The 19,463-nt window shown below is 74.7% G+C and carries 1 protein-coding gene and 2 pseudogenes; all 3 read right to left on the bottom strand.

Annotated features, from left to right (window positions below; translation table 11 throughout):
• Positions 1 to 2 precede the first annotated feature (2 nt).
• On the bottom strand, positions 3 to 9,959 hold the full coding sequence (locus QA802_RS31400; RefSeq protein WP_443042304.1) for an SDR family NAD(P)-dependent oxidoreductase: 9,957 nt from the start codon (positions 9,957 to 9,959) through the stop codon (positions 3 to 5).
• Positions 9,960 to 10,177: 218 nt separating this feature from the next.
• Positions 10,178 to 12,769, bottom strand: a pseudogene (locus QA802_RS31395) (type I polyketide synthase); the annotation flags it as partial.
• 50 nt (positions 12,770 to 12,819) lie between these two features.
• Positions 12,820 to 19,401, bottom strand: a pseudogene (locus tag QA802_RS31390) (SDR family NAD(P)-dependent oxidoreductase); the annotation flags it as partial.
• Positions 19,402 to 19,463: the final 62 nt, after the last annotated feature.

The raw sequence follows: 19,463 nt of genomic DNA, 5'->3' as shown, positions 1-19,463 counted from the left end.
GTTCAGGACTTCCCGAGCTCGTTTTGGATGAAATCGAAGATCTCGTCGGCGGATGCCGCTTTCAGCTGGTCAGCGGCGGCCGAGGAACCGGCCGTCACCGGCGTCCACTCCCCCAGCAGGCGGCGCAGCTCGGCGGTGACCTTCGCGCGGGTCGACTCGTCCGCCCCGGCCGGGTCGAGCCCGGCGAACCGGTCGAGGTCGGCCACCGACGGCGCCGTCTCGGCGGGCGCGAGCCCGGCCGCGACATGCGCGGCCAGTTCGTCCGCGGTGGGGTGGTCGAAGACCAGCGTGAGCGGCAGCGTGAGCCCGGTGGCTCGGGTCAGCCGGTTGCGCAGCTCCACCGCGGTGAGCGAGTCGAACCCGAGGTCGAGGAAACCGCGCTCGGTGTCGACCGCCGCCGGGTCCCGGTGTCCGAGTACGGCGGCGACCGCGGTACGGACCAGGTCGAGGACGACCCGCCCGCGTTCGGCGGCGGACAGGCCCGCGACGCGCTGCCGCAGCTCCGTCTCGGAAGGGGCCGCGCCGACGCCCGGCGCGACGGCCCGGTGGGCCTCGGGTATGCCGGAGATCAGCGGGCTGGGCCGTACGGCGTGCAGGGAGGGCGCGAGCCGCGCCCAGTCCACGTCCGCGAGGACCACGGCCGGGTCGCCGCCGGCGATCTCCCGGCTGAGCGCGTCGACGGCTCGCTCGGGGTCCATGGACCGCAGGCCGTCACGGTCGAGGCGCCTGCGCACCTCGTCCGCGTCGGCCATGCCGCCGCCCGCCCACGCGCCCCACGCCACCGAGGTGGCGGGCAGGCCCACGGTGCGGCGGCGCTCGGCGAGGGCGTCGAGATGGGCGTTGGCCGCGGCGTAGTTCGCCTGGCCGGCGCCGCCGACGACGCCTCCGAGCGCGCCGAACAGGACGAACGCGTCCAGGGACAGACGCTCCGTCAGCTCGTGCAGCACGGTCGCGGCGTCGGCCTTGGCGCGCAGCACCGTGGCCAGCCGTTCTGGTGTCAGGGTGTCGTGCACGCCGTCGTCCAGGACACCGGCCGTGTGCACGACCGCGGTCAACGGCGGTCCGTCGGCGGCGATCCGGTCGAGCAGTGCGCCGAGCGCGGCGCGGTCGGCCGCGTCGCAGGCCTCGGCCAGAGCCTGGGCGCCGAGCGCGGTCAGCTCCGCCACGAGTTCCGCGGCGCCCTCTGCGGCCGGGCCGCGCCTGCTCACCAGGACGACCCGGTCGGCGCCCGAGCGGGCCGCCCAGCGGGCCATGTGCCCGCCGAGGGCGCCCGTGCCGCCGGTGATCAGGACGGTGCCGGTGGGACGCCACCCCTCGCGTGCGGGGGTGGTCGCGCGGACGAGTCTGCGGCCGTGGACGCCCGTGGCGCGCACGGCCACCTGGTCCTCGCCGTCGATCCCCGCGAGCACGTCGCACAGCAGGCCGACGGCGTGGTCGTCCGGGTCGGCGGGCATGTCGACCAGGCCGCCCCAGCGGTGCGGCGCCTCCAGGCACAGCACCCGACCGAGGCCCCAGACCTGCGCCTGCGCCGGGTCGGCGACATCGCCTTCCGCCACGCCCATGGCGTCGGCGGTCACGCACCACAGCGGTGCGGACGTGTCGGCGTCGCCCAGCGCCTGCGCCAGCACGAGGGTGGCCGCGGTGCCGTCCCGGCCGAGCGCGAGCAGCGACAGCACACCGTCCACCGGGCCCGCGAGCTGCTCGGCGAGCCGGGCACGGTCGGGAACCTCGGGCACGACCAACTCGACGACGTCCACGCCTCGTTCGGCGAGAGCGCGCGAAGACGCCCGGACGAGCGGCTGATCCGCGCGGCCGGCCGGGACAGCGACCACCCAGCGGCCGAGCAGGGGCTTTTCCGACACGCCGTCGACCGGCTCCCAGCGCACGCGGTAGCACCACGACGCGACGGGGTCGGCCGACGGCCGCTCGGGGGTCTCGGGCCAGAAGCGGGTGCGCTGGAACGGGTACGTCGGCAGGTCGGCCCGGCGCGCCCCGGTGTCGGCGAAGAAGGTCGGCCAGTCGACGGCCACGCCGGACCGGGCGAGCCCGTCGACCAGCGTGAGTGCCTCGGGCCTGCCCTTGCGCAGCAGGGGCACGGCGCCCTCGGTCAGCGCGGCGAGCACACCGTCCGGACCGACCTCGACGAGGGTGGTGACTCCGGCGGCCCGCAGCGCGGCGACACCGTCGGCGTACCGTACGGCCTCGCGAACGTTGCGCAGCCAGTACCCGGGCGTGCCCATGTCCTCGGCGCCCCCGGTCACCGTCGACACGACCGGAATGCCGGGCCTGCCGAAGACCACAGTGTCAAGGACCCGCTCGAAGTCGGCGAGCATCGGCTCCATCCGATGCGAGTGGAAGGCATGACTCACCGCCAACCGCTTGACCCTGCGCCCCTGCCCGGCCCAATGAGCCGCGACCGCCAGCACCGCGTCCTCGTCACCGGAGACGACGACCGCCGACGGCCCGTTGACCGCCGCGATCCCCGCACCCCCCACCAACGCCGGAACGATCTCCTCCTCCGTGGCCTCCACCGCCACCATCGCACCGCCCCCCGGCAGAGCCCCCATCAACCGCCCCCGCGCCGCCACCACACTCACCGCGTCACGCAACGACCACACACCCGCCACATGCGCGGCGACCAGCTCACCGATCGAATGACCGATCAGCATGTCCGGAACCACACCCCACGACTCCACCAGCCGGTAAAGAGCCACCTCCACCGCGAACAGCGCCGGCTGCGCATACCCCGTCTCGTCCAGCCCCTCACCCGAGACGATCACCTCACGCAGCGAACGGTCGAGCACCGAATCGAACTCCGCACACACCCGATCGAACACCTCGGCGAACACCGGATACGCCCCAGCCAGCTCCACACCCATACCGACCCGCTGCGCCCCCTGCCCCGTGAACAGGAACGCCGTCGGTCCGGCCTCCCCGGCCACCGGGTCGAGGTCGGCCAGACCGGACAGCAGTCCGTCGTGGTCGGCTCCGGCCACCACGGCGCGGTACTCGAAGCGGGACCGCGCGGTGGCCAGCGTCAGTCCGACGTCGGCGGGACTCACCTCGGGGTGGGCCGTGACGAAGGCCCGCAGCCGCTCGGCCTGCGCCCGCAGGGCCGTCTCCGTACGCGCCGACAGCAGCCACGGCACCACGGCATCGGGGCGCGACGCGACCGGTGTCACGGGTGCTTCGGGCGCTTGGGGTGCTTGGGGTGCTTGGGGTGCTTCGGGTGCCGAGGACGCGACCGACTCGGTGGGCTCGCCCTCCTCGATCACGACGTGCGCGTTGGTCCCGCTCACGCCGAACGACGACACACCGGCGCGGCGGGGACGCTGCCCTGCCGGCCAGGGCTGCGGCTCGGTGAGCAGCCGTACCGCGCCGGCCGACCAGTCGACCTCCGGGGACGGCTCGGTGACGTGCAGGGTGCGCGGCAGTTCGCCCTCGTTCAGCGCGAGCACCATCTTGATGACGCCCGCGACGCCGGCGGCGGCCTGGGTGTGGCCCAGGTTCGACTTCACCGACCCGAGCCACGCGGGTTCGGCGCGGTCCTGGCCGTACGTGGCCAGCAGCGCCTGCGCCTCGATCGGGTCGCCCAGCGTGGTGCCCGTACCGTGCGCCTCGACGGCGTCCACGTCGGACGGTTCGAGGCCGGCGTTGGCCAGCGCCTGACGGATGACCCGCTGCTGCGAGGGGCCGTTCGGCGCGGTGAGGCCGTTGGACGCGCCGTCCTGGTTGATCGCCGTTCCCCGCACGACCGCCAGGACCCGGTGCCCGTGCCTGCGCGCGTCCGACAGCCGCTCCACGAGCAGCGTGCCGGCGCCCTCCGACCAGCCCGTGCCGTCGGCGCTCGCGGAGAAGGCCTTGCACCGGCCGTCGGCGGCCAGGCCGCGCTGGCGGGAGAAGTCGACGAAGACGTCCGGGGTCGCCATCACGGTGACACCGCCGACGAGCGCCATCGAGCACTCACCGGTACGCAGGGACTGGACGGCCCAGTGCAGCGCGACGAGCGAGGACGAGCACGCGGTGTCGACCGTGACGGCCGGGCCCTCGAGGCCGAGGACGTACGAGATGCGGCCGGAGAGCACGCTGGCGGAGTTGCCGATGCCGACGTAGCCCTCGGCGCTCTCGACGCCCGGCCGCAGCAGCGACACGTAGTCCTGGCCGTTGGTGCCGAGGAAGACGCCGACGTCCTTGCCGCGCAGCGACTTCGGGTCGATCCCGGCGCGCTCGACGGCCTCCCACGCGGTCTCCAGCGCGAGCCGCTGCTGCGGATCCATCGCCAACGCCTCACGCGGCGAGATCCCGAAGAACCCGGCGTCGAACTCCGCCGCCCCGTCGAGGAACCCGCCCTCACGCACGTACGACGTACCCACATGCTCCGGATCCGGGTGGTACAGCCCCTCCACGTCCCACCCCCGGTCGCCCGGGAACGCGGACAGCGCGTCACGCCCCTCCGCAAGCAGCCGCCACAAATCCTCAGGAGACGCGACGCCACCCGGAAGGCGGCAGGACATGCCGACGACGGCAATCGGGTCGTCGCCCGCCGTGCCGACGGCGACGGCCGCGACCGGTGCGACCCGCTCGCCCAGCAGCTCACCGCGCAGGTGCTCGGCGAGCGCGCGCGGGTTCGGGTGGTCGAAGACCAGCGTCGCGGGCAGCCGCAGACCGGTCGCGGCGGCCAGGCGGTTACGCAGTTCCACCGCCGTCAGCGAGTCGAAGCCCAACTCCTTGAAGGCGTGACCGGGTGCCACGGCGTCGCCGTCCGCGTGGCCGAGGACCACGCGGGCGTGGCCGCGGACCAGGTCGAGCAGGAGGCGGTCGCGTTCGGCAGCGCCGAGGCCGGCGAGCCGCTGGGCGAGCGTGTCCTGCCCGGCCCCGGCGTCGGCGGCGCGGCGCGCGGGGCCCCGGACGAGGCTCCGCAGCAGCGCGGGCACGGGGGTGCCGCCCGTGGCGAACGACGTCAGGTCCAGCCACGCGGGCACGAGTACGGGGTCCGCGCCGGCGGCTGCCCGGTCGAAGAGGGACAGCGCGTCGGCCGTGGCCAGCGGCACCACGCCGTCACGGGCGGCTCGGCGCAGGTCGGCGGTGCCGAGGTGTCCGGTCATTCCGCTGGCGTGCGCCCACAGGCCCCACACCTGGGACACGGCCGGAAGGCCGAGGGCGCGGCGGTGCTGGGCGAGCGCGTCCACGAACGCGTTGCCCGCAGCGTAATTGCCCTGTCCTGGCGCTCCGAAGAGGCCCGAGGTGGAGGAGAACAGGATGAACGCGGCCAGGTCGTGACCCTGGGTCAGCTCGTGCAGGTGCCAGGCGGCGTCGACCTTGGGCCGCAGCGCGCGGTCGACCCGCTCGGGGGTCTGGGAGGCGATGACGCCGTCGTCGAGGACGCCTGCGGTGTGCACGACTCCGGTCAGCGGCCGCTGCGCGGTGATCTCCGCGATGAGCGCGGCCAGCGCGGTCCGGTCGGCGGCGTCGCACGCGGCGACGGACACTTCGGCGCCCAGTCCGCGCAGTTCCTCGGCGAGCGCGACGGCCTCGGGCGCGGCGGCGCCACGTCGGCCGGCGAGCACGAGCCTGCGCACCGCGTGCTCGGTCACCAGATGCCTGGCACACAGCGCGCCGAGCGTGCCGGTTCCGCCGGTGACGAGGACGACGCCGTCGGGGTCCCATGCGAGCGCGGGCGCCTCGGTCAGCGGTGCGCGGACCAGCCGGGGTGCGCGGGCGCGACCCGCGCGGACGGCGACCTCCGGCTCGTCGACGACGAGCGCGGCGGGCAGCTGCTGGAGGGCGTCCGGGCTGTCCACGTCGACCAGCACGAGCCTGCCTGGGTGCTCGGCGCGGGCCGAGCGGATCAAGCCCCGGACGGGAGCGTGCGCCAGGTCGGTGACGTCCTCGTCGCCGACGGCGACCGCGCCGTGGGTGAGGACCACCAGCCGTGTGGCGGCCAGCCGGTCCTCGGCGAGCCATTCCTGGAGCACGGCCAGCACACGGTGCGAGGCGGCGTGCGCGGCGCCGACGACGTCCTTCGACCGCGGCGGCCGGCAGGGCAGGACCAGGACGTCGGGGACGGTGTCCAGGGCGGCGACGGCGGCGACGTCCGGGTACAGGCGGAAGCCGGGCAGCGGGAGATCACCGAGGACAGCGATCCCGTCGGCCGTGGCGGCGGGGAGCGGTACGGGCGTCCACTCGACGCGGTACAGCTCGCGGTCCCTGGCCGACTCCGTGGCGCGCGGCTGTCGCAACTCGACGGAGTCGACCGTCAGTACGGGCGCCCCGGTGCCGTCGGTGGCGTACAGGGCGAACGCGTCCTGGCCCCTGGGCGAGAGCCGTACGCGGAGCCGGCTCGCGCCGACCGCGTGCCGGGTGACACCGCGCCAGGCGCCGGGCACCAGTCCGGGGCGGACCTCCGCGAAGGCGGCGTCGAGCAGTGCCGGGTGCACGCCCCAGTCGCCCGCGCCTTCGGCCGTCACCTCGGCGACGACGTCATCGGCGCGGGCCGGCTCGCCGGCGCCGGTTTCGAGTCCGGTTCCCGTTCCGAGTCCGGGTCCGGTTCCGGTCCCGGTGATGAGCGCGCCGGTCGCGTGCCGGGTCCAGGGCCGGTCGTCCGCGGCGTCCTCCGGCCGGGAGAACACGGCGACCGGGCACGTGCCGTCGGCGTCCTCGGCGCCCACGGTGACCTGCAGCCGCAGAGCGCCGTCGGCCGCCGTCAGGGGCGCGTCCTCGACCAGTTCGGCCAGCACACGGCCGCCGCCGGCCCACAGCGCCAGCTCCACCGACGTGGCCGCGGACAGCGCGGTGCCCGACGCCACCCGGCCGGTGAACACCTGACCGCCGAGGTCCGCGAGGGCGGTGGCGGCGCCGAGCAGCGGGTGCCCGGCGTCGGCCAGGCCCAGGCCGGTCGCATCGACCGCCGCCACCGCTCCCTGCGGCCAGAAGCGGCTGCGCTGGAAAGCGTACGTGGGCAGCTCGACACGGCGTCCGCCCTGGCAGACGACGCCCCAGTCGACCGGCACACCACGTACGGCGGCCTCGGCCAGCGAGGTGAGGAAGCGACGCGGACCGCCCTCGTCGCGGCGCAGCGACCCGATCGCCGTGGCGGCCGCGTCGACGGCGTCCGCTGTCTCCTGCACGGCCGAGGTCAGCACCGGGTGCGGGCTGACCTCCACGAAGACGGTACGGCCGTCGTCGAGCAGGGCTCGGACGACGGGCTCGAACCGGACGGTCTCGCGGAGGTTCCGGTACCAGTAGCCCGCGTCGAGCGCGGTCGTGTCGAGCGGTCCACCGGTCAGCGTCGAGTGGAAGGGGACGTCCGACGAGTTCGGCCGCACCTGTGCGAGCACGGTCAGGAGTTCGGCCTCGACCGACTCGACGTGGGCTGAGTGGGACGCGTAGTCCACGGGGATCCGCCGCACACGTACACCGTCGGCAGCGCAGGCGGCACTCAGCTCGTCCAGCGCGTCCCCGTCGCCCGACACCACCGTCGCGGCAGGCCCGTTGAGCGCGGCGACCGAGACACGCCCCGCCCACGGCCCGATCCGCCCGGCCACCGTGTCGGCCGGCAAAGCGACCGACAACATCCCACCCCGACCGGCCAACCCCTCACCGATCACCTTGGAACGCAGAGCCACCACCCGTGCGCCGTCCGACAGCGACAGCGCACCGGCGACACACGCGGCGGCGATCTCACCCTGCGAATGCCCCACCACGGCCGACGGCACCACACCGTGCGCACGCCACACCTCGGCCAGCGACACCATCACCGCCCACAACACCGGCTGCACCACATCGACCCGATCCAGCCCGGGAGCTCCCTCAACCCCCCGCAGCACATCGAGCAACGACCATTCGACGAACGAGGACAGCGCGTCAGCGCACTCCGCCATCCGCGCCGCGAACACCGAAGACGTCTCGAGCAGTTCCACCCCCATCCCCACCCACTGCGAACCCTGACCGGGAAAGACGAACACGACGCCCGGGTCGGCGGCGTCGGCGGTGCCGGTGACAAAGGAGTCCGCGGGCTCCCCGGCCGCCAGCGCGGCGAGGCCGCGCAGCGCCTGCGCACGGTCGGCGGCGACCACGACCGCGCGGCGCGGCAGCGAAGCGCGGGACGCGGCCAACGACCAGGCCACGTCCACCGGGTCGAGCCCGGGGTCGGCCTCGACCCGCTCGGCGAGGCGGGTGGCCTGAGCGGCCAGGGCCGCGTCCGACCGCGCGGACATGGCCCACGGCAGCCAGCGCGACTCGGCGGCGCGCTCGCCGTCGTGCTCGGCAGGCGTGGCCGGTTCCTCGGGGGCCTCCTCCAGCACCAGGTGCGCGTTCGTGCCGCTGGCGCCGAAGGACGACACGCCCGCGCGGCGCGGTCGGCCGGACCGGGTCCACGACTCGGCCTCGGTCACCAGCTCGACGGACCCCGACGCCCAGTCGATGTGCGGAGAGGGCGCGTCCACGTGCAGCGTCGCCGGGACCTCGCCCGCGCGCAGCGCGAGCACCATCTTGATGACGCCCGCGACGCCGGCGGCGGGCCCGGTGTGGCCGAGGTTGGACTTGAGCGAGCCGAGCCGCAGCGGCCGTTCGCGGTCCTGCCCGTAGGTGGCCAGCAGGGCGTTGGCCTCGATCGGGTCGCCCAGGGTCGTGCCGGTGCCGTGCGCCTCGACGACGTCCACGTCGGACGGCGCGAGTCGCGACGCGGCCAGCGCGGCGCGGATGACCCGCTGCTGCGCCGTGCCGTTGGGCGCGGTGAGCCCGGAGGACGCGCCGTCCTGGTTGATCGCCGAGCCGCGCACCACGGCCAGGACGGGGTGGCCGTTGCGGCGCGCGTCCGACAGCCGTTCCAGGAGCACGACGCCCGCGCCCTCGGACCAGCCGATGCCGTCGGCGGCGGCGGCGAAGGCCTTGCACCGGCCATCCGGGGAGAGGCCGCGCTGCCGGGAGAACTCCACGAACGCACGCGGGGTCGACATGACCATCACGCCGCCGGCGAGCGCCAGCGAGGACTCGCCGCTGCGCAGCGACTGCCCCGCGAGGTGCAGCGCCACCAGCGACGAGGAGCACGCGGTGTCCACACTGATCGCGGGACCTTCGAGGCCGAGGGTGTAGGACACCCGTCCGGACAGCACACTGGCGTAGTTGCCCGTGCCGAGCAGCCCCTCGTCCACCCCGTGGCGCACCACGCCGTGGCGCGTGTCGTAGCGCTGGTCGGTGACGCCGGCGAACACGCCCGTGGCGGAGCCGCGCAGCCTGAGCGGGTCGAGGCCCGCGCGCTCGAACGCCTCCCACGCCACTTCCAGGAACAGGCGCTGCTGCGGATCCATCGCCAGCGCCTCGCGCGGGCTGACGCCGAAGAAGGCGGCGTCGAAGTCGGCGGCGCCGTCGAGGAATCCGCCCTTGCTCAGATAGCTGCTGCCCGCCTTGTCGGGATCGGGGTCGTAGAGGCCGTCAAGGTCCCAGCCCCGGTCGGCGGGGAAGTCACCGATGGTCTCCCGGCCCTCGGTCAGTACGCGCCACAGGTCGTCGGGCCCGTCGACGCCGCCGGGGAAGCGGCAGGCCATGGCGACCACGGCCAGCGGCTCGTCCGTGGCGGTGGTGCGGACGGCGGGGGGCACGACGGCCCGGACGGGGGCGGCGGTGGGGGCGGGAACGGCGGAGCGTACGGCGTCACGGACCGGGGTGGCCGCCGTCGCCGGGCGCCGTCCAGCTCGGCGAGCAGGTGCGCGGCGAGCGCGGCGGGGTCGGGGTGGTCGAAGACGACGGTGGTGGGCAGGCTCAGGCCGGTCGCCTCGTTCAGCGCGGTACGCAGGCGCAGGGCGGCCAGGGAGTCGAACCCGAGGTCGCTGAAGCCACGCCGCGGCTCGACGGCCGCCGGGTCGGCGTGGCCGAGTACCACGGCGGTCCGGGCGCGCACCAGGTCCAGCGTCTTGCGGCGGCGGTCGGCCGCGGGCAGCCCGGCGAGGCCGTCGCGCCAGGTCGTGTCGTCCACCTCGGCGGGCAGCTCCACGGGGGCGGCCACGGTCGGGCGCACAATGCCGTCGACCGGCGGCCAGTAGCGTTCGCGCTGGAAGGCGTACGTCGGCAACTCCACCGCCCGCGCACCCGTGCCGGCGAAGAACGCGGCCCAGTCGACCCGCACACCACCGACGTGCGCCTCCGCCAGATGACGCACCAACGTCGCCAGCCCACCACTGTCACGCCGCAACGAACCCACCACGACAGCCGTCACACCAGCCGCCTCCACCGCCTCCTGCGTACCCACGGCCAGCACCGGATGCGGACTGCACTCCACGAAACCCCGATAACCCTGAGCGAGCAGACCCCCCACCGCATCCGCATAACGCACCGGCTCCCGCAGATTCCGAAACCAGTACCCCGCGTCCAACGCCGTACCCCCGATCCAGCCCCCCGTCACCGTCGAGAACAACGGAACCGTTCCCGCCCCCGCAACCACCCCCGCAAGACCGGTCACCAGACGCTCACGCAGCACATCGACCGCAGGCGAATGCGACGCGTAATCCACCGGAACCCGCCGCACCCGCACACCGTCGGCAGCACACGCCGCACCCAGCTCGTCCAACGCCTCCCCATCACCCGACACCACCGTCGCAGCAGGCCCATTGAGCGCGGCGACCCAGACACGCCCCGCCCACGGCCCGATCCGCCCCGCCACCGCCTCAGCCGACAACGCCACCGACAACATCCCACCCCGACCCGCCAACCCCTCACCGATCACCCTGGAACGCAAAGCCACCACCCGCGCACCGTCCGACAACGACAGCACACCCGCCACACACGCAGCGGCGATCTCACCCTGCGAATGCCCCACCACAGCCGACGGCACCACACCATGCGCACGCCACACCTCGGCCAACGACACCATCACCGCCCACAACACCGGCTGCACCACATCAACCCGATCCAGCCCCGGAGCACCCTCAACCCCCCGCAGCACATCGAGCAACGACCACTCCACAAACGCAGACAACGCCTCCCCACACTCCGCCATCCGCGCCGCGAACACCGAAGACGTCTCCAGCAGCTCCACCCCCATCCCCACCCACTGCGAACCCTGACCCGGAAAAACGAAAACCACCCGGCCATCACCCGCCGCCACCCCCCGCACCACACCCGCAACCTCAACACCCCGCGCCAACGCCGAAAGACCAGCCGACAACTCAGCCCGCCCCCCACCCACAACCACCGCACGATGCCCCAACACCGAACGCGACGTCCCCAACGCCAACCCCACATCACACGGATCCGCCCCCACCACCGACCCATGCCCCACCAACCGCCCCGCCTGCGCACGCAGCCCCACCGCCGAACCAGCCGACACCACCCACGCAACAACCGGCAACTCCCGCACCACCGCCCCCACCGGACCCACCGCCCCCACCGGCCCCACCGGCACACCCTCGAACGCCGGCCCCTCCTCCAACACCACATGCGCGTTCGTGCCACTCACACCGAACGACGACACACCCGCCCGACGCGGAGCACCCGTCTCAGGCCACGCCCGCGCCCGCGTCAACAACTCCACCGCACCAGCAGACCAGTCCACCTCCCGCGACGGCTCATCCACATGCAACGTCCGCGGCAACACACCATGCCGCATCGCCTGCACCATCTTGATCACACCCGCCACACCCGCAGCAGCCTGCGCATGCCCGATGTTCGACTTCACCGACCCCAACCACAACGGCCGCTCACGACCCTGCCCATACGTCGCGAGCAACGCCTGCGCCTCGATCGGATCACCCAACCGCGTCCCCGTCCCATGCGCCTCCACCACATCCACATCCGACGACGCAAGACCCGCATCCGCCAACGCCCGACGCACCACACGCTGCTGCGAAGGCCCGTTCGGCGCCGTCAGACCATTGGAAGCACCATCCTGATTCACCGCCGAACCACGCACCACAGCCAACACACGACGACCATGACGACGCGCATCCGACAGCCGCTCCAGTACCAACATGCCGACGCCCTCGCCGAAGCCGAACCCGTCGGCGGCCGCGGCGAACGCCTTGCACCGGCCGTCGGCGGCCAGCGCGCGCTGGCGGCTGTACTCGGTGAACACGGCCGGGGTCGACAGCACGGTCGCGCCGCCCGCGAGCGCCATCGTGGACTCGCCCGACCGCAGCGACCTCACCGCGAGGTGCAGCGCCACCAGCGACGACGAGCACGCCGTGTCGATCGACACGGCCGGGCCCTCGAGGCCCAGGGTGTAGGCCACCCGGCCGGACAGCACGCTGGGCGAGGTGCCGGTGACGACGTAGCCCTCCAGTCGGCTGCCGGCCGCTCCGGCGATGTCGGAGTAGTCCTCGCTGCTGAATCCGACGTACACGCCGGTCTCGCTTCCGCGCAGGCTGTCGGGGGCGATCCCGGCCCGCTCCAGCGCCTCCCACGCGGTCTCCAGGACCAGCCGCTGCTGCGGGTCCATCGCCAGCGCCTCGCGGGGGCCGACCCGGAAGAAGCCCGCGTCGAACCCGGCGGCGTCGGTGAGGAAGCCGCCTTCACGGGCGTACGAGGTGCCCGGCCGGTCCGGGTCCGGGTCGTAGACCGAGTCCATGTCCCAGCCGCGTTCGGTCGGGAACGCCGAGACCGCGTCGGTCTCGTTCGCGATCAGCTCCCACAGGTCCTCGGGGGACGCGACGCCGCCGGGGTAGCGGCACGCCATGCCGACGATGGCGATCGGCTCGCTGTCGCGGCTCTCGACCTCCCGCAGCCTGCGCCGGGTGGTCTGCAGGTCACCGGTGACCTGCTTGAGGTAGCTGAGCAGCTTCGCCTCGTCGGCCTTGGGCGCACCGTCAGGTCGGTCGGACTGCTCGGTCATGCGATCCCCCGGTCGATCAGGTCGAACAGCTCGTCCGCGGTGGCGGCGTCCAACGCGGCCACGTCGGTTCCTTCTGCGGACTCGGCGGCGTCCCAGCGGGAGGCCAGTCGGCGCAAGTGCTCCGCGACGCGGGTCCGGTCGGCGCCGTCGGCGGGCAGCGCGGCGAGCGCTCCCTCCAGCCGGGCCAGTTCGGCGATGAGCCGGTCGGCGGCGGCGCCTTCGGCCTCGCCCGGCATCAGCGACGCGAGCAGGTGGTCGGCGAGCGCGGCCGACGTCGGGTGGTCGAAGACCAGCGTGGTCGCCAGGCGCAGCCCGGTGGCCGCGCCGAGCCGGTTGCGCAGCTCGACGGCGGTCAGCGAGTCGAAGCCCAGCTCCTTGAATCCGCGGGTGAAGTCCACGGCGGCGGGCCCGGTGTAGCCGAGTACGTCGGCGGCGTGGCCACGGACGACGTCGAGCAGCGCGTGAGCCCGCTCGGTCTCGGGCAGCGCGGCGATCCGCGCGACGAGGGCGGCGGCGGCGTCGACGGGGCGCGAGGTCTCGGCCGGCCCGGCGTAGGCTCCGGTCAGGCCGCGCAGCAGCCGGGGCGCCGCTCCCGCGCGCAGTGCGGCGAGGTCGAGTCGCGCGGCGACGGTCACGGCGTCCCCGGTGCGGGTGGCCGCGTCGAAGAGGGCCAGGCCCTCGGCCGAGGCCATCGCGACGATGCCACCCCGGCCGGCCCGTGCCACGTCAGCGGCGTCGAGGTGCCCGGTCAGTCCGGTGGCGTCCGCCCACAGTCCCCACGCGAGTGAGGTCGCAGGCAGTCCATCGGCGCGGCGTCGCTCGGCGAGTGCGTCGAGGAAGGCGTTCGCGGCGGCGTAGTTGGCCTGGGCCGGCGTGCCGAGGGTGGCGGCCGCGGAGGAGAACAGCACGAACGCGGACAGGCCGCGGTCGCGGGTCGCCTCGTGCAGATGTGCGACGGCGTCGGCCTTCGGGCGCAGTACGGCAGGCAGCCGATCGGCGGTCAGCTCGGTCAGCACGCCGTCGTCGAGGGCGCCGGCGGTGTGCACGACGGCGGTCAGCGGGTGCTCGGCAGGCAGGCTCGCCAGGAGCGCGTCGACGTCGGCGCGATCCGTGACGTCGCACCGCGCGAACCGCGCGGTGGCACCCGACTCGGCCAGTTCCGCGACCAGTTCGGCGGCTCGCGGCGCGTCGCCGCCCCGGCGGCTGGCGAGGACCAGGTGCCGGGCGCCGTGCTCGGTGACCAGGTGCCGGGCCAGCATGCCGCCCAGTACGCCCGCGCCGGTGAGCAGCACCGTGCCGTCGGCGTAGGGAGCGACGGTGAACACGATCTTGCCGGTGTGCCGGGCATGCGCCATGAACCGCAGCGCGGCGCGGGCGTCGGACAGGGGCCAGGTGCGGGTGGGCAGACCGCGCACCTCGCCGGCGGCGACGTGGGCGACGACCTCGGTCAGCAGGCCCTGGATGCGCTCGGGGCCCGCTTCCAGCAGATCGAAGGCTCGGTACGTGACGTTGGGCAGGGTCTCGGGATCACGGCGGTCGGTCTTGCCGAGCTCGACGAACCGGCCGCCGTCGGCGAGCAGTTCGAGGGAGGCGTCGGTGAGCTCGCCCGCCAGCGAGTTGAGCACCACGTCCACGGCCGGGAACCGCTCGGCGAACTCCGTGGTCCGGGACGACGCGATGTGGTCCTCGGCCAGGCCTTCCGCGCGCAGCACCCCGTGCTTGGCCGGGCTCGCCGTGGCGAACACCTCCGCACCGAGCAGGCGGGCGAGCCGGACCGCGGCCAGACCGACGCCGCCGGCGGCGGCGTGTACGAGGACGCGGTCGCCCGGCCGTACGCCGGCGAGGTCGACCAACGCGTACCGGGCGGTGGCGAACGCCGACGGCAACGCCGCGGCCTCCACCCACGTCCAGCCCTCGGGGACCGGCACGACGAGCCGGCGGTCCACCACGGCCAGCGGTCCGAACCCGCCCGGCACCATGCCGAGTACGCGGTCGCCCACGGCCAGGTCGGTCACCTCGGCGCCGACTTCGAGCACGGTGCCCGCGGCCTCGGAGCCGATGGCGTCGACGTCGTCTGGGTACATGTCCAGCGCGCACAGCACATCGCGGAAGTTCAGACCCGCCGCCCGTACGGCGACGCGGATCTGACCGGGTGCGAGAGGAGCGGCGGCGTCGGGTGCGGCGACGGCCTCGATGCCGTCGAGGGAGCCGGGCCGCACCACGTCGACCCGCCAGGCGTCGGCCCCCGCGGGCGGCCGCAGCGTGCCGTCGGCCGCGCGGACCAGCCGTGCGACGGACAGTTCCCCTTCTCGGAGTGCGGACTGCGGCTCGTCGCCCACGGTCGCCACGGCGCGCAGGGAGTCGGCCGTGCCGTCGGTGTCGACGAGCAGGAAGCGGTCGGGGTGCTCGGTCTGCGCGGAGCGTACGAGGCCCCACACCGCGGCGGCGGCCGGATCGGGGGCCTCGAAGGGCCGGACCACGACGGCGCCGCGCGTCACCACGGCGAGCCGGGCGGCTGCGAACCGCTCGTCGGCGAGCCACTCCCGCAGCAGACCGAGCACCTCGGCGGTCACCCGGTGCGTCTCACCGACCATGTCGGCGCCGGTCGTCACCGGAGCGAGTACCAGATCCGGTAGGGAGCTGATGTCGGCGAGCGTGGCGTGCAGGGGGGCGTCGAGGCCCGCCGCGTCCGCACCGACCACGGCGCTGCGCGCGGCGGTGGCGGGCTCGGCGGCCACCCAGTCCACGCGGAACTGCGCGTCCCGCGTGCCCGCGGACGTCGCGGCGCGCAGCTGGTCGGCCGACGCGGGCCGCAGCCGCAGCGCGGACAGCTCCACCACGGGCGTGCCGTCGGTGTCGGTCGCGGTGAGCCGCACCTCATCCCCGCCGGCGCGTGCGGCGCGCACCCGCAGCACGCGGGCGGCGCTCGGGCGCACCGTCACGCCGCTCCACGAGAACGGCAGCAGCACCGGGGAGTCGTCGGGCTCCGCAGCCAGCACGGCCTGGGTGGCTGCGTCGAGCAGCGCCGGGTGCACCGCGAACCCCGCCGCGTCGACGGCCTCGGGCAGCTCGACCTCGGCGAAGACCTCGGCGCTCTCGGCGCTCTCGGCGGCGCGGCGCCACAGCGACCTCAGCCCGCGGAAGGCGGGGCCGTAGCCGAAGCCGCGTCCGGCGAACCGGTCGTAGATCCCGTCCAGGGACACGGGTCGCGCGTCGGCGGGCGGCCACTGCCCCTCGACGGCCGCGAGCGGCTCGGCCGGGGCCAGCACGCCCGACGCGTGCGGGGTCCAGTCGCCGTCGGCGAGCGTGTGGACGGCGACGGCGCGCCGACCGTGCTCGTCGGCACCGCGTACGGTCACGCGAAGGGCGAGCCCGTCGGCCGGCACGCCGATCGGCGCGGCCAGGGTGAGTTCCTCGATCCGGCCGCAGCCCACCCGGGCGCCCGCGTGGGCGACGACCTCGAGGACGGCCGTGCCCGGCACGACGACCGTGCCCAGGACGGCGTGGTCAGCCAGCCACGGGTACGCGTCGGGGGTGACGCAGCCGGACAGGACGAGGCCGCCGTCGTCGGGCAGTTCGACCTCGGCGCCGGCCAGCGGGTGCCCGCCCGCGACCAGGCCGACGGCGGCGAGGTCGCCCGCGCCCGCCGTCCCGGGGGCGAGCCAGTAGCGCTCCCGCTGGAAGGCGTACGTGGGCAGCTCGACCGGTCGGGCGCCGACCGCGTCGAACAGCGGCCGCCAGTCGACCGGCACGCCCGCGGCGGCCACCTCGGCCAGGGACAGGGTGAACCTCTGCCGGTCGCTCTCGTCCCGGCGCAGGGTCGCGGCGACGAGCGGCTCCACGCCCTCGGCTTCAGCGGTCTGCTGTATGGCGACGGTCAGTACGGGGTGCGGGCTCACCTCGACGAACCCTCGGTAGCCCTCGGCCAGGAGTCCTCGTACGGCGTCGGCGAAGCGCACCGGCCGACGCAGGTTGCTGTACCAGTAGCGGGCGTCCAGCTCACCGCCGTCAGCCCAGTCGGCGGTCACCGTGGAGAAGAGCGGGATCTCGCTGTCGCGGGGCCTGATGCCCTTCAGCTCGCCGAGGAGCCGCTCGCGGACGGCCTCGACCTGCGGGGAGTGCGACGCGTAGTCGGCGGCGACGCGGCCCGCGCGCAGGTTCTCGTCGTCGCAGAGGTCGAGCAGTTCCTCCAGCGCGTCGCGCTCGCCCGCGACCACCAGCGACCGAGGGCTGTTGACCGCGGCCACGCCGAGCCGGCCGGGCCAGCGCTCCACCATCTTCTCGACGTCGGCGGCGGGCGCGGCCACGAAGCCCATGCCGCAGCGGCCGGGCAGGTCGACCACGGCCTTGGCGCGCAGAGCGACGGTCTTCGCCGCGTCTTCCAGGGTGAGGGCACCCGCGACGCACGCGGCGGCGATCTCGCCCTGCGAGTGCCCGACCACGGCCGACGGCACCACGCCGTGCTCGCGCCATACCGCGGCCAGCGACACCATCAGGGCGAACAGCACCGGCTGCACCACGTCCACGCGGCGCAGCGGCGGCGCGCCCTCGGCACCGCGCAGCACGTCGACGACCGACCAGTCGAGGTACGGGGCGAGGGCGCGTTCGCAGGCGGCCATCCGCTCGGCGAACACCGGCGAGCTGTCGAGGAGTTCCACACCCATGCCGAGCCACTGGCCGCCCTGTCCGGCGAAGACGAACACCACACGGCCGTCTGCCCCGGCGGTGCCGCGCACGACGGCCGGGTCGGCGCCGCCGGAGGCCAGCACGTCGAGACCGGCGAGGAGTTCGGCGCGGTCCCGGCCCACGACGGCCGCGCGGTGGTCGAAGGCCGTGCGGCGGGTCACCAGCGACAGGCCCACCTCGGCGGGCTTCAGCTCGGGGTCGGCCGCGACGAACGCGCGCAGGCGGGCGGCCTGGGCGCGCAGCGCGTCGTCGGTGCGCGCGGACAGCGTCCAGGGCACCGGCGCGGTCAGGGCGCCGGCCTCGCCGCCGGCCCCTGCCCCTGCCACTGCCTCGGCCTCGGCCTCGGGGGCTTCCTGCACGATCACATGGACGTTGGTTCCGCTCACGCCGAACGAGGACACACCCGCGCGGCGCGGCCGGTCGGCGCGCGGCCAGTCCCGGGCCTCGGTCAGCAGCTCCACCGCGCCCGACACCCAGTCCACGTGCGGCGACGGCGCGTCCACGTGCAGGGTCTTCGGCAGTACGCCGTGACGCAGCGCGAGGACCATCTTCATGACGCCGCCGACGCCCGCCGCGGCCTGCGTGTGGCCGAGGTTGGACTTCAACGAGCCCAGCCACAGCGGCCGGTCACGGTCCTGCCCGTACGAGGCGAGCAGCGCCTGCGCCTCGATCGGGTCGCCCAGCTTGGTGCCGGTGCCGTGGCCCTCGACCGCGTCCACGTCGGCGGCGCGCAGCCCCGCGTCGGCGAGCGCCTGCCGCACCACACGCTGCTGGGCCGCGCCGCTCGGGGCGGTCAGGCCGTTGGACGCGCCGTCCTGGTTGGTCGCGCTACCGGTCAGCAGCGCCAGGACCTCGTGTCCGTTGCGGCGCGCGTCGGAGAGGCGTTCGAGGAGCAGCACTCCGACGCCCTCGGACCAGCCCAGGCCCTCGGCGGCCTCGGCGTAGGAGCGGCTGCGGCCGTCGGCGGAGAGGCCGCCCTGCTTGGTGAAGTCGACGAACAGTTCGGGGGTGTGCATCACGGTCACGCCGCCCGCGAGTGCCATCGTGGACTCACCCGAGCGCAGCGACCGTATCGCCATGTGGATGGCCACCAGCGAGGACGAACACGCCGTGTCGACCGTGACCGCCGGCCCCTCCAGGCCCAGCACATAGGCGATGCGGCCGGACAGCACGCTGCCGAGCCGGCCGGTCAGCGCGTGGCCGTCGCCGCCCTCGGGTACGCCCGCGAGCAGCGAGGAGTACGACTGGGCGTTGGCGCCGACGAACACGCCGACCTTGCCGCCGCGCCATGAGCCGGGCGCGACGCCCGCGCGCTCCAGCGCCTCCCACGAGGTTTCGAGCAGCAGTCGCTGCTGCGGGTCCATCAGCTGCGCCTCACGCGGGCTGATGCCGAAGAACCCCGCGTCGAACAGGGCCACGTCCTGGAGGAATCCGCCGTGCCGGGTGAGGCTGGCCGTCGGTCCCGACGGATCGGCGAGCGCGGCGAGGTCCCAGCCCCGGTCGTCGGGGAAGGACGAGATCGCGTCGCGCTCCTCGGCGACGACCCGCCACAGTTCGTCGGGCGTGGTCACACCGCCCGGGTAGCGGCAGGCCATGCCGACCACCGCGACCGGATCGTCGTCGTCCGCGCGCCGCACGGGCTCCTCGTCCTCGGCCGGGGCGATGCGCTTCCCGCCCGCGGCGTCGACCAGCACGTCCGCCAGGGCCTGCGCGGTCGGGTAGTCGTAGATGGCCGTCGTCGGCAGCTTGACGCCGGTGATCCGGTGGAGCCGCAGCAGCAGTTGTACGGCGGTCAGCGAGCGCAGTCCCAGCTCGCGGATGGCGCGGTCGGGCTGCACGTCCTCGGCGGTGCCGAGTTCGAGCACCTCGGCGACCTGGGCGAGTACGAGGTCCAGCACCAGTCTGCGCCGCTCGGGCTCGGGCAGACCGCCGAGGCGGTGCGCGAGTGCGGGCA

The organism is Streptomyces sp. B21-105, assembly GCF_036898465.1.
In the GTDB taxonomy this organism is placed as follows: domain Bacteria; phylum Actinomycetota; class Actinomycetes; order Streptomycetales; family Streptomycetaceae; genus Streptomyces.
This window is presented reverse-complemented; position numbering and strand designations above follow the sequence as displayed.